Here is a 13,567-nt window from a genome sequence, read left to right on the forward strand (position 1 = left end):
AATTGGAGCGGCCCCTTAACGCCCCGAAGACGCGGCTGTCAAGTCTTTCATGGGGGGATTCGCTGGCGTCACCCCGCTCAAATCCTGGTCGGCAGGGCTTGTACGGGTATCGACATCGCCCGCCGGACGGGGGTGATGCAGCCCGTCATATTGCAGGATACCAAAGGGATTGATGTCCTTGACCGCAGGCAGGGCGACCTTGTCCCAGCCACCGCCCAGCGCCTTGATCAGACGGACGCTGGCCTGCACCTGAATGGTCTGGGCCTGCACCGCATCAATGCGCGCCACAAGAGCCGCCTGCTGCGCCACGACGACGTCGAGGTAATTGGTCAGACCACCCGTATAGAGCGCCATGGTCATGCGCTGTGTCCGCAATGCGGCATCGACAGCAGCCATCTGCTGCTTCTGCTGGTCAGCAAAGGCCTGCGTCTGGGAGATGCCATCCTCGACATCCTGAAACGCGGCCAGCACGGTCGAGCGGTAATGATCGGCGCTCTCGCGATATTGCGACCAGGCACGCTGCAGGGCGGCACGACGCAGACCACCCGTGAAGAGCGGCTCGACCGCCTGCACGCCATAACTCCACATCGAATTGCCCAGACTGGCGAGGTCGAAGCCGTTATTCATGAAGCCACCGTTCAGGCTGAACGTGACATCCGGATAAAAGGCCGCACGAGCCACACCGATAGCCCGGCTATTGGCCGCCAGATTGCGCTCGGCAGAGGCAATATCAGGGCGACGCTCGAGCAATTGCGACGGAAAGCCCGTCGGAATACGCAGGATTGTATAGGGCAGCGTCTGGCTTGTTGACGGGGCGATATGGAAACTGCCCGGCACGGTATTCACCATGACGGCAATGGCATGTTCCATGACCTGACGCTGTGCGCGCACATTGCTTTGCGACGCCATGGTCGCGAAGAGCTGGTTTTCAGCTCGGGAAACGTCCAGTCCGGCTGCAATCGCACCAGCCTGACGTAGCCGGGTGATCTTCACCGCGGTCTGGTAGTAGCGGATCGAGTCGTCATAGACCGCGTATTGCGCATCGAGCCCGCGCAGGCCGAGATAATTCGAGGCCAGCTCTGCCTCGAGCATCAGGCGAAGATTGGCGTAATCGGCCGCACTCGCCTGAGCCATGTTCTTCTGCATGCGCGTGGCGTTGCGGATGCGGCTGAAGAAATCAGGCTCCCACGTCGCAGCGCCGCTATAGAACACGCTGGACTCGGTCGTCGGCGAGTTCGCATTGGCGCCTCGCCACAGCCGGGTAAGCGATGTCTTGTTGTTCGACATCCCGGCTGACCCGTTGAGCTGCGGCGCCAGCTGGGCCTGTGTCTCGCGGGCGATATCGCGTGACTGGGTAAAGATTTCAGCTTGGGCCTGCAGGTCGGGGTTCGAGGCCAGCATCTTTTCTTCAAGAGCATTGAGCTGGGGATCATGGAAGACCTCCCACCATTTGCCCTTGGGAACGTCATCGGCAGGCTTGCCGTCTACCAGCACGCCCTTGCCGCTCCACCCATTGGGATAGATGAATTTGGGGGCTTCATATTTCGGCGCCAGATCGCAGCCGGACAGGAGAGACAGGCAAAGAACCGCGCTTGCCACACCGCCGCGCAATGCGCGGCGCTTGAAACTCTCTCTCATCGACGCGCCCCGTTCTCGTTGCCACCATCATCGTCTTCAGGAGCGACGGGTTTCGGTGCGGGCGCAACATTCTTGCGAGGCGCTGCCGTCGCATCGTTATAGCCGCGGGTTGCGGCAACCACCTTGACCTCATCGCCTTCAAGCATATCGGCGGTCGGGTTGGCCACGATCTGGTCCTTTGCCTCGATGCCCCCAAGAATCTGGATGGTCATGCCGTAATTGATGCCGGTCTTCACGTCGATCAGATGAACATGATTGTCGACAACAGTGGCAAGCTGGGTGCCCTGGGCTCGGAAAATCAGCGAGTTGACCGGCACGATCAGCACGCCCGGCTCACCCGGCGCGGTGAAATGCGCTGTTGCGTAGGAATCAGGCCAGAGTGACCCGTCCTCATTGCTGAGTTCCAGCTCGGTCGTGACCGTGCGCGTTGCCGCGTTGAAGGCCTGAGCCGTGGCGAGGAAGCTCGCATCATAAACCCGCCCCGGGAATTGCGGCAGGGTCAGTTTGGCAGCGAGCTTGTCGGAAATGACCGCCGCATAATCCTGCGGCACGGAAACGAAGACGCGCATGCGATGCGTGTCGGCAACCGTAAAGAGCTCTGATGCATTGCCACGAGAGTTGAGATCACCCCCACCCGCATTCACGTAGTCGCCCACGTTCACCAGACGCGACGTCACGATGCCATCGAACGGCGCCACGATGCGCTTGAAGTTCTCCAGCGCCTCGAAACGCTCGACCTCGTGCTGTGCCTGATCGACCTGCGCCTTCTGGGCGGCGGCGTTAGCCGCCTGCACATCGACTTCCTGACGCGACACGGCCTGGGTGTCTCGCAGATCGGCCCAGCGCTTGGCCGTAATCACGGCCAGTTTGTAGCGGGCCAGCACGACATTGTAGTTGGCTTTTGCTGCCTCATACTGCGCATCAAGGCTCGGCGTGCTGATTTCGGCCAGGAGATCGCCCGATTTCACATGGGCGCCGTAATCCTTGTACCACATTTTCACATAGCCGGAGACCTGCGCGTAGATCGGCGCCTGATACCAAGCGGCCAGATTGGCCGGCAGATCCAGATGGCGCACGGCAGGGCCAGGTTGCGGGTTGATCAGGCTGACACGGGCGCGGGCATTGTCGTCCGCCTCTTTCTCGAGACTGCTGTAATGCACCGAACGGGTGAGTATCCCCCAGGCAGCCACAAGCAGGGCAATACCCAGCACGATGAGGATGACAAGGCGGCCCCGCTTGCGGTTCGGCTCGGCACCGGGATTCTGGTGCTGGGTCATGCGTGGGCTCCCTCATCTCCGCGTTCGCGCGGCTTTCTGTAATGGACGATGGCAAAGACACAGGGGACGAACAGAAGCGTCGCTGCGGTCGCTACAATGAGGCCGCCGATAACGGCCTTGCCGATCGGGGCGTTGTCGGAATTGCTCATGGACATGGGCACCATGCCGATGATCATGGCGAGTGCTGTCATCAGCACGGGGCGGATACGTTCATACCCGGCCTCGAGTGCGGCCTTCAGCGCGTCGCCGTGAACCTCCATACGTTCACGCGCAAAGGAGACCACCAGAATGGCGTTGGCTGTGGCGGTACCCATGCACATGATGGCACCCGTCAGGGCAGGCACCGAAAGTGAGGTATGGGTCAGGAACAGGCTCCAGGCGATACCGCCCAGGGCTCCGGGCAGCGCCGTAATGATCACGAACGGATCGAGCCAGGACTGAAAATTCACCACGATAATCAGATAGACCAGCGTGATGGACATCGCGAGGCCAACGATCAGCTGCGAATAGGCATCTGTCATCGTGACAGCCTGACCACGCACGACCAGATGCGAGCCGCGCGGCAGTTCGGACTTCATGGAATCCGCCACGCGCTGCACCGAGCGTGCCACCGTGCCGAGATCGATATCCTCGTTTGAGGCGTAGATATCGAAGACCGGCATGATGTTGTAATGCGCGACTTCCGCCGGTGTGCCCGTCTGCTCGATATCGGACAGCGCGCCCAGAAGCTGGGGCTGGGCATTGGTCGGGTTGCCGTCGCCACGGTCGATCGGGAGGGTCTTCAAATCGTTGAGCGTCTGCAGGTAGTTCGCAGGCGTCTGCACGTCGATGAGCTGCGCCACACCCGAGGCGTTCAGATAATATACCTGCCCCACCTGAGCTGAACCCGACAGGGCGACGAGTGCGTTCTGCGCGATATCCTGCTCGGTGATGCCTGTGCCGAGCGCGAAGCTGCGCTTGGCGTTGATGCTGAGCGTCGGCTGCGTCATAGGCTGCTGGATCGCCACATCGGTAATGCCCGGTATGGCGGCAAGCTTGCGACGCAGCTTCTTGGCGAAAGCAAAATTGCCGTAGAGATCGCGCCCGACAACCTGCACATCGAGCGGTGCAGGCAGGCCGAAATTCAGGATCTTTGCCGTCAGATCGGCAGGCTGAAAGGTGATCTGCGTGCCGGGGAAGGCTTCGATCAGACCCGCGCGTATCTTGCGGCGATATTCGGCTGTCGGGCTCTCGTCATTCTTGAGCGAGACAGTGATATCGCAATCTTCCGTACCGACGGTTGGTGTCGGGATGAACGCCTGATTGAGCTGCGAGAAGGGCAGACCGCAGTTATTCAGCACTGCATCGATCTGGCCCGGCAGAATTTCGTGCATCTTCTTTTCGATCAGCACGGAAATCTTGCCCGATTCCTCAAGGCGCGTACCGATGGGTGCGCGCATGTGGAGCTGCAGCGTGCCGGATTTGATCTCCGGGAAGAAATCCTGCCCGACGAAGAAATACAGCCCACTGGAGGCGATCGAGACAGCCATAAAGAACGGCACGAATTTTGCGCGCTCTTCGATCAGGCCACCGAGCACCACCTTGTAGCGCTCGCGGAAACGGGTGAAGCCGCGCTCGAAGCCGCGCTGGAAGCGGCCGAAAAATCCGGGCTCCTTGCCATCGTCGCCGCGCTCATGGGCAGCAACCTGCGCCGCGAGCATCCAGTTTGCCATGGTGGGCACCAGCGTACGCGACAGGATGAAGGAGGCGATCATGGCGAAGATGATGGCTTCGGCCATTGGCATGAACAGCCAGCCTGCAACGCCGGTCAGCTCGAAGAGCGGCAGCCAGACGATACAGATACAGGTGGTCGAGACGAAGGTCGGTATGACGATCTGGTTGGCAGCATCGATGATGGCCATTTCCAGATCCTTGCCCATCTCCAGATGGGCATCGATATTCTCGATCATGACGGTCGCGTCATCGACGAGAATACCGACCGCCAGCGCAAGCCCGCCCAGCGTCATGACATTGATCGACTGCCCGGCAAGACTCAGCCCGATGACCGAGCAGAGAATGGCGAGCGGGATCGAGGTCGCAACAATCAGCGTCGAACGCCACGACCCGAGGAAGAGCAGGACAGCCAGAGAGGTCAGAAGTGCCGCGATGATCATTTCGCGCACAACGTCTTCAACCGAATCCTTCACGAAGCCGGAGGCATCGGTCAGGATCTTGATGCTTGTGCCCTTTGGCAGGGTGTCGATGACCTGGGGCAGCAGTTTCTTGACGCCCGCCACCACGTCGAGCGTCGATGCATCGCCGCTTTTCATGATGACCATCATGACCGCCTGACGGCCCTTCACCAGCACCATATTGGCCTGTGGCGGTCCGCCGCGATGCACATAGGCCACGTCGCGCAGATAGACCACCGCGTTACCCACCTGCTTGAGCGGCAGGTTGTTGAAGGTTTCCACCTCTCGGGGCTGGGCGTTGGTACGGACCATGTAATCGAATGGCCCGACACGCTGGTCGCCGGCAGGAAGAACGATATTCTGCTTGTTGAGCGCCGCGCTGACATCCACCGCCGAGAGATTATGCGCCATCAGCTTGGCAGGATCGATATCGACCGTGATGTAGGGCGCAAGACCGCCATAAGGGTTCGGGATCGAAACGCCCGGCACGGAAATAAGCTGTGGCCTGATCAGGTTCGAGGCCATGTTGTACAGCTCTGACCCGTTCAGCTTGTCCGAATTGATCTGCAGCGTGAGCACCGGCACGGACGAGGCGTTGTAGGCCAGGATAAGTGGCGGCGTGGCCCCTGTCGGAAGCTGCTTGATGACGGTCTGGGAAACGGAAGTGATCTGCGTCTGGGCGACCGACGTATCGGTGCCGGGCTGGAAATAGACCTTGACGATACCACGACCGTAATACGACCCGCTTTCGATATGCTCGATATTGTTGACGGTCGTGGTCAGGGTGCGTTCGTAATAATAGACGACGCGCCCCGACATATCCTCAGGCATGAGCCCGAGATAGGACCAGACAATCGCGACAACCGGGATGTTGATGTTCGGGAAGACGTCTGTCGGTGTCTTGATGACCGACCTTACGCCGAAAATCACGATGAAAATGGACAGGACAACGAAGGTGTAGGGCCGCTTCAGCGCGGTGATGACAACCTGATTCATGCAGCTGTCCCGAGACGCGATGCCCGCCCTGCCCGATGCCTGTGCTCATAGACCGGCATGAGGAATCCCCATCCGTTTCCCGATATCATCAAGGACATTCCTTTTCCTGTTACGTCCAGAAATACAAATACGCCCGGAGGCGACAAGGAAAATTCCTTTTAAGTTCCGATCTGGAACGACCTTTCATCTCTCTGTCACAGCTCCGGCCCTGCCGGCGACAACAGCGCATAAGCCCGCGTTCATGCGCTTTCGGAGACCGCCGAAAGCTGGAACACCATCTCGAAAGCGCATCCCGGCATTTCGGGAGAACCATCTCCATCAGCGATGGCAAGATCGACCCCGTGCAGCCTGAGAATGGCCATGACGAGGCTGAGCCCGAGTCCGCTGCCCGGCACGTGGCGGCTTTTGTCTGACCGATAAAAACGCCCCAGAACAGCCTCACGTTCCGCCTCAGGAATACCGATGCCGGTATCGGCAACGCGAAGCCTGATCGCACCCGGGGTCGAGACCGCCGAGACGGTCACGCGACCACCGGCAGGCGTAAATTTCATGGCGTTGTCGAAAAGATTGGCCAGAACCTCAACCAGCAGATCACGATCCCCGAACGTCGTCATAGCTTCGGAGGTAGCGGGATCCTGCGCGATGGCATTGGTCAGAACGAGACCATTCGTCTCGGCAATGGGCTCGTACAGATCAACGATATCGGCCACGAGATCGCCCAGATTGACCTGGGCAAAGCCCGCGCGCCTGCGGCCATTTTCGATTTCGCCAATGCGCAACAGCGCCGTGATGACGGAGAAGCACTGGTCCAGATCGAGCGTTGCCCGCTCGATGACCGAATTCAGATAATCGGCGTCATGAGGGCTCGACGTCGCCCGCTCCAGCCGCGCCCGCACTCTCGAAAGCGGTGTACGCAGGTCATGGGCGATATCGTTACCCACATCGCGTATCTCATCCATGAGATGCTCAAGCCGGTCGAGCATACGATTGACCGAACCGGCCAGCCGCTCCAGCTCGTCACGCTCGCGTGCTGCAGGCAGGCGCTCATGCACATCGCCCTGCATGATACGGTCGATCGCCTCATGCATGGTCTTCACACGCGCCAGCGCCCTGTGGCTCAACACGACACCCGTCAGAAGGGCGAACATCACCACCGGAAAGACCGAGAGCAGCGCACCGCGACGGATCATGTAACGCAATTCGGAAAGCAGGTGCAGCGAATGGGCCAGCACCAGAACGCGTCCGCCCGGCACCCTGACCGCGAGAAACCGCATTTCATAGGGTTCATCATCGGTAGGAGAGAGTGTCAGCCGATGTACCTTGCCATCGACGACCAGCCCTTCAGGCCAGCTTTTGAGATCGCCCGCGATATGACGATAGTGACCGTCGAACAGCCCCACCCAGTTGATGACCACACGCAGGTCATTGGTGGCGCGTTCGCGCACCTGATATTCGAGCCGCTCGGGTGTTTCCTGCACCAGCACATCGGCTTCACGATGCAGGATGCCGCTCGATCTCTCGGCCTCGAAATGCGTCATCTGCACGAAAAGCAGGACGAATTGCAGCACCATGCCGCAGATGATCGCGGCAACGAATGCCAGTGTAAGCCGGAACGTCGCCGTCCGGAAAATGCCGAAGCGGGAGTTCTCAGAGAGCGACACGCAGCATGAACCCCGATCCTCTGATGCTGTGGATCAGGGGCGTTTCACCCGGTCCATCGACCTTGCGACGCAGCTTGCCGATATGCACATCCACCAGATTGGTCTGGGGGATAAAGCGGTAATTCCAGACATCTTCGAGCAGCATGGTGCGCGTCAGAACCTGATTGGGCCGGCGCATCAGATATTCGAGCAGACGGAACTCACGCGGCAGCAATTCGATCTCGCGCCCTTCGCGCATGACGGTGCGATCGATCAGATCCATGTCGAGCGGACCAACGCGCAACGTGGTCGCACGGGTATCATTGGGGCGACGCAAAAGTGCTTCGATACGCGCGACCAGCTCGTCCATGGCAAAAGGCTTGGTGAGATAATCATCCCCCCCTGCCTTGAGACCCGTCACGCGGTCATCGACGGCAGAGAGTGCCGACAAGACCAGAACCGGAGACTGAACGTTCTGGCTGCGCAGTTTCTCGATGACCGAAAGCCCGTCCAGAAGGGGCAACATGCGATCGAGCACCATCAGGTCGTAGGACTCACTGATGGCGGCGTCGAGCCCGGCCTGGCCGGTCGAAACATGGGAAACGGCAAAACCGCGCGCCGAGAGTTCCTCAACCACTTCACGGGCGAGAGTGTCGTCATCCTCGACAAATAACAGGCGGGCCTTGGCAGGCACCTCAGGCGGGGCAAAAGAGAGGCTCTGATCCGATGTCATGCTGTCATCTCTGCCCAAACCCTTGCTGCTTCGATAGTAAATTCGGCTTAAAGCTCTTCCAGTGTCTCAAGGTCGTCGCCCGGCGCCTGTCCGTCAAGTCCTCGCAATTTGCGCCCCAGCACACGGGTGCGCCGCCTGGCTTCATCGATCGTATTGCTCATGGCACCCGCGCCACGCGAGAGTTTTTCAAGCACGCCATCCATGCGCAGCATTTCCTGCCGTGTCAGCCCGAGCAGGCGCGCAATCGCGTCCGTCCGCTCCTCAAGGGCCAGGGTCACATATCCGAGATGAACGGTGCGCAGCAACGCAGGCATGAGAGACGGCCCCATGATGATCACCCGGTGCAGACGCCCGATCTCATCGATCAGCCCCGGAATGCGCGCCACCTCCATGTAAAGCCCGTCAGTAGGCAGATAGAGGACCGCAAACTCGACGGTGATGGGCGGCTGGATGTATTTCTCACTGATCTTGCGCGCTTCCAGACGCACCGCATTATCGAGGGCCCTGCGGGCAATACGCTCGGCTGCCTGATCCGTCCGGTCCACGGCGTCGAGCAGACGCTCATAGGCTTCAGTCGGAAACTTGCTATCTATGGCCAGCCTTGGCGGCACGGCACTTCGAACAGGCATGCGCAGGGCGAATTCCACGGCCTCGGTGCTGTCGCCGACGCGAAAATTGCTGTCATACGACCCGGCAGGCAGAATATCGTCGAGAATGGCGCGCAACTGCGCCTCACCCCATCCGCCACGCGTCTTGACGTTGCCGAACAACCTCTTGAGATCGCCGATCTGGGCCGTGACGGCCGAGACCTCGCCGATCGCTTTCTGCATGGCTGAAAACTGCTCTACCACGCGCTGGAACGAGGTCTGCATCTGCTTTTCGACGGTGACGTGAAGCTGCTCGCTGACAGAGGCCCTGATCTGCGCCAGCTGTTCCGCATTTTCGCGCATCATGTCTCGCAGCATTTCCGACTGGGCGAGCCTCGTTTCGGCGAGTTCCTGACCCAGACGGTGGCTCAGGCTCGCGAGGCGGTCGCTCGTATCGCTGCGCTGCTGGTCGAGCCTCGCAGCGAGGGCGCGCTCGGTTTCGACCAGCGCCTTGCGCTGGAAATCGAGATCGGCACTGCGCTCGGCAGCCTCACGCTCCAGCAGTACATAGATGCGCGAGAGAAGATCGCGATCAGTCCCACGCCGCGAAAGACGCGACCACAGAAAGACGGCGACGGCCAGAGCCAGAACGGCCACAAGCCAAGGGAAGAAACTGAAGAAATCCTGCGACAATTCGGGCTCCGTATTCTGCTCCCTCTATAAGAACAAAATAGGAATAGCGAAAGGCGTTTCGGCTTTGCCAGCCTCCCCCTTCACCTTAGGGCAAGGCTGGCAGGGAACGAACTCAGGGCTGATGGATATTCCCGTAGGAAGCCGCACCAATACCGGGGCAGGAGCACGGATTGCCGAGCGGCACCTGGGTTGGCATCTTGCAGGTATAGATGCCAGCCTTGCAGGTGTAGCCATAGCCGACCACCTGCATACCCGGCGGCGTCGGACCCGGCGCTGCGGTGCCCTGGCAGGCAGCGAGCAGCATCAACCCGGCCAGACCGCCAAGAATGCGGGCGGAACGGCGAAATGATGTCGGTGATGTCATGATAATCCCTTTTCTGCTTCGGGTCCGTCACCCATCAGACTGGATGGGTCCGGACCGCCTTGCTGCGAAGAACGACCGAAAATGAAGGCAGTTTTCAGGCAGTTTTGTCACGATATTGCGCTACCACGGCATCGCAGAAAGCAGGCAGATCATCAGGGCAGCGCGAACTGACCAGATTGCCATCGATCACAACCTCACGGTCCAGCCAGTTTGCACCGGCATTAAGCAGATCGGTCTGGAGCGAGGGCCATGAGGTCAGGCTGCGTCCCTTGACACCACCCGCCTCGATCAGCGTCCACGCACCGTGACAGATACTGGCAATCGGCTTTCCCTCAGCCACAAAGCCGCGCAGAAAGGCGACAGCTGCCTCGTCCATGCGCAGCTTGTCGGGGTTGGTTGTGCCACCTGGCAGCACGATACCCGCCAGTTCCATGTCGGCGGCAACGCCGATCGTCGCATCGACCTTGTGCCGCGACACCGGCGTGACATCGCCCTCCATCGCCTGGACCTCGCCCTTTGCGGGAGAGACGAGCAGAGTCCTGATGCCGGCGTTTTCGAGCGCCTGACGCGGCTGGACGAGTTCGCATTCCTCGACACCGTCGGTTGCGAGAATGGCCACGCAAAGAGTCATGAAATCGACCTTCCTGAAGCGGGTCCGCATTGCTGCGGCCTCTAGATGAGCGTGGGCTCAAGACGTATCAGGACCGGACAGGTTCGAAAACCCAGAGCATCAGACGCTCAATGCCGCTCTGCAATCGCCCTGCCTGCTGCGACGCCGCTCGACCATGCCCACTGGAAATTATAGCCGCCCAGCCAGCCGGTCACATCGACGGCCTCGCCAATAGCGAACAGCCCCGGCACATCCCGCGCTTCCATGGTCTTGGAAGACAACACCCGTGTGTCGATACCGCCCTTCATGACTTCTGCCTTGGCGTAGCCTTCGGTGCCCGAAAGCTTCGGCTTCCAAGCCGAAATCTGGGCGGCCAGCGAAGCGATACGCTTGTCGGGAAGATTGGCGAGCGTGCAGGTGAGATCGGACAATGTATTCTCGGCGATATGACGCGCCAGACGCTGGGGCAGATCCTGCAAAAGCGAGGGCGGCTCGGCCCGCGGCCGCGCCTTCTTGATGGCGCCCAGAGCTTCCCTTGCATCGCGCCCGGGCAGCATGTCGATCACGGGCGCATCGAGCGGCCCGTTCTGATAGGACGAAATCTGCAGAATGGCCGGACCGGAAATGCCGCGATGGGTAAAGACCATGCCATCGGTGAAGCCGATCTTGCCCATGCTGGCCCGCACCGGCAGTGAGACACCAGCCAGTTCGGGCAGAGGGGTCTCAAATGTCAGCGGCACGAGACCCGGCACGGTTGGCACGACAGACAAGCCGAACTGACGGGCAAGGCGCAGAGAGAGATCGCTCGCCCCCAGCTTGGGAATGGATAGGCCGCCCGTGGCCAGCACCACATTGCGGGCGCTGAATTCGCCCATATCGGTCTGGATATGAAAGACATCGCCCCTGGTAACGCTGCGTATGGCGGTGCTGAAACGCATCTCGCAGCCCTCAGCCTCACGCAGCAGAAGCGACACGATTTCGCGGGCCGAATTGGCGCAAAAGAGCTGCCCCTTGGCTTTTTCTTCCCACGAAATGCCGTGGCGCTCCACCAGCGTGAGAAAATCACGCGGCGTATAGCCTGCCAGCGCCGAGCGCATGAAATGGCGATTGGCCGAAAGGAAGTTATCCGCCTTCGTCGCCAGATTGGTGAAATTGCAGCGCCCGCCGCCGGAGATCAGGATCTTGCGACCGGCTTCTGCCGAGTGATCGAGCACAAGAACGGACGCCCCGCCCTTGCGCGCGGTGGCAGCCGCCATCAGCCCGGCAGCGCCCGCCCCGAGGATGACAGCATCGAAAATCTTGTTCATTCAGAAATCCAGATCGGCGTAATGCGCAGGCGGGTTGAACCCGTTCACTCGGTCGTTGAGCAGCGAGCGAAAGCTCGGACGCGACTTCATGCGGGCATACCAGTCCTTGGCCGCAGGCGCCTTGGACCAGTCGATATCACCGATGAAATCGAGACAGGAGAGATGCGCCGCCGCGGCAAAATCGGCAATCGACAGCATGTTGCCCGCCAGCCACGAGCGCGTTTCTGCCAGCCAGCCGATATAATCGAGATGGAAGCGCATATTGGCATAACCGGCGCGCAAGGCCGTTCCGTCGGGGTTGCCACGACCTGCCAGACGCTTGTCTACCTTCTCACCCAGAAGATTGCGCGAGACCTCGTGTCCGAACTTGCCCTCGAACCACGCCATCAGACGGCGCACCTCGACGCGCTCGGCGAGAGTGCGCCCCATGAGCGGCGCATCGGGATAGGCCTCTTCGAGATATTCGCAGATCACCCAGGCATTCGGAATCGACAGCCCGTTCTCTTCAACGAGCAGGGGCACATCACCCGCGGGATTGAGCGCGAGATATTCCGGGCGATTTTCCCAGACCTTTTCGGTCTTGGGCTCATAGGGTAACCGTTTCTCGGCAAGAACAAGCCGGACCTGACGGCTTTGCGGCGAGAGCGGCAGATGGTACAGAATGCGCATCCTGCATTCTTAAGCGTCTGCCCCGTGGCGAAGCAAGAGAGCTGCATAGTCAGACCGACCGAATTCCCGTTCATGAGCCCTCAGAGCGTTCCCAGACGATGACAGACCAGACGACAAGCGCCGATCTCGACCCTGCCCCCGCCAGAGCGCCAATGCGCATCAGGGCACGCGGGCGTTCCTTTCTGGCGCTCGTCCTGTCTCCCGAAGCGCCGCTCGATGCATGGCTCGAGGGGCTCGACAACCAGATCGCCCGCTCTGTCGGTTTTTTTGTCGGCCGCCCCGTCATTCTCGATCTTGGCCTCGTGGCACAGGATGCCGAGGGGCTCGAAAGCCTTCAGGCAGCGCTGAAAGAGCGCAGCATCCACATGATCGGCATCGAGGGGGCCGACCGCAGCTGGCCGGCCCTCGCTGCATGGGACTGGCCGGCATCGCTCGAAGGTGGGCGCGCAAGCGGCGCCGTCGAGTTTCCCGAAGCCGAAGGCGAAGACCCGGCGCCGGTCGAAGCGCCGCCACAGCGTGCTGAAAGCCTCATTATCGACCGGGCCATACGCTCGGGCCAGAGCATCATGCATCTGGATGGCGATGTCGTGGTCATCGGTTCGGTCGCCTCTGGCGCCGAACTGGTCGCTGGCGGGTCGATCCATGTTTATGGCGCGCTGCGCGGACGCGCCATCGCAGGCGTGGGCGGTCAGCCGAATGCGCGTATCTTTGCTGCCCGTATGCAGGCTGAATTGCTGGCGATCGATGGTTTTTACATGATTGCCGAAGAAATGGACGCGGAGATTCATGATCAACCGGCGCAGGCCCTGCTCTCGGAAGATCGTGTTACAGTAACAAAACTCCCCTGAAGGGAACTATTTGCGCGCAAGAGATTGCGGCGCA

The 13,567-nt window shown here is 60.5% G+C and carries 11 protein-coding genes; 1 reads left to right on the forward strand and 10 read right to left on the reverse strand.

Annotation, left to right across the window (positions count from 1 at the left end):
• Window positions 1-15 precede the first annotated feature (15 nt).
• From AAID99_RS08140 to fzlA, 10 genes are all read right to left on the reverse strand, one after another.
• A complete protein-coding gene (locus AAID99_RS08140) occupies window positions 16-1,638 on the reverse strand; it encodes an efflux transporter outer membrane subunit (protein ID WP_188426075.1) in 1,623 nt (540 codons plus the stop codon).
• Entirely contained in the window at window positions 1,635-2,915 is a 1,281-nt protein-coding gene (locus AAID99_RS08145) for an efflux RND transporter periplasmic adaptor subunit (RefSeq protein WP_188426076.1), read from the reverse strand. Before AAID99_RS08145 ends, AAID99_RS08140 begins: the two co-directional genes overlap by 4 nt.
• Window positions 2,912-6,082 carry an efflux RND transporter permease subunit gene (locus AAID99_RS08150; RefSeq protein ID WP_267312410.1) on the reverse strand — a complete coding sequence of 1,057 codons (3,171 nt, stop codon included), beginning with the start codon at window positions 6,080-6,082 and terminating at the stop codon, window positions 2,912-2,914. The genes AAID99_RS08145 and AAID99_RS08150 overlap by 4 nt, the downstream gene beginning before the upstream one ends.
• Before the next feature lie 239 nt (window positions 6,083-6,321).
• Window positions 6,322-7,743 carry a sensor histidine kinase gene (locus AAID99_RS08155; protein WP_498493605.1) on the reverse strand — a complete coding sequence of 474 codons (1,422 nt, stop codon included), beginning with the start codon at window positions 7,741-7,743 and terminating at the stop codon, window positions 6,322-6,324.
• Complete coding sequence (locus AAID99_RS08160) at window positions 7,730-8,455, reverse strand: response regulator transcription factor (protein WP_188426078.1); 726 nt, start codon at window positions 8,453-8,455, stop codon at window positions 7,730-7,732. The genes AAID99_RS08155 and AAID99_RS08160 overlap by 14 nt, the downstream gene beginning before the upstream one ends.
• A gap of 47 nt (window positions 8,456-8,502) precedes the next feature.
• A complete protein-coding gene (locus AAID99_RS08165; protein ID WP_371869845.1) occupies window positions 8,503-9,735 on the reverse strand; it encodes a DNA recombination protein RmuC in 1,233 nt (410 codons plus the stop codon).
• 112 nt (window positions 9,736-9,847) lie between these two features.
• Window positions 9,848-10,099 (reverse strand): hypothetical protein, encoded by a 252-nt coding sequence (locus AAID99_RS08170; RefSeq protein WP_267312407.1) that lies wholly within the window; start codon window positions 10,097-10,099, stop codon window positions 9,848-9,850.
• Between the two features lie 94 nt (window positions 10,100-10,193).
• The gene (locus tag AAID99_RS08175; RefSeq protein ID WP_498493606.1) at window positions 10,194-10,730 is read right to left on the reverse strand and encodes a type 1 glutamine amidotransferase domain-containing protein; all 537 of its coding nucleotides are present in this window, start codon (window positions 10,728-10,730) and stop codon (window positions 10,194-10,196) included.
• 107 nt (window positions 10,731-10,837) lie between these two features.
• Window positions 10,838-12,016: a BaiN/RdsA family NAD(P)/FAD-dependent oxidoreductase gene (locus tag AAID99_RS08180; RefSeq protein ID WP_498493607.1), complete on the reverse strand. Its 1,179-nt coding sequence runs from the start codon at window positions 12,014-12,016 to the stop codon at window positions 10,838-10,840.
• A complete protein-coding gene (gene fzlA / locus AAID99_RS08185) occupies window positions 12,017-12,685 on the reverse strand; it encodes an FtsZ-binding protein FzlA (protein WP_188426082.1) in 669 nt (222 codons plus the stop codon).
• Window positions 12,686-12,783: 98 nt separating this feature from the next.
• On the opposite strand from fzlA, the gene minC reads away from it, so the two are divergent.
• Window positions 12,784-13,533, forward strand: a complete 750-nt coding sequence (gene minC, locus AAID99_RS08190; protein ID WP_498493609.1) for a septum site-determining protein MinC — start codon at window positions 12,784-12,786, stop codon at window positions 13,531-13,533.
• The last annotated feature ends 34 nt before the right edge of the window (window positions 13,534-13,567 follow it).

It is taken from the genome of Asaia sp. Ae19-3 (assembly GCF_059801175.1).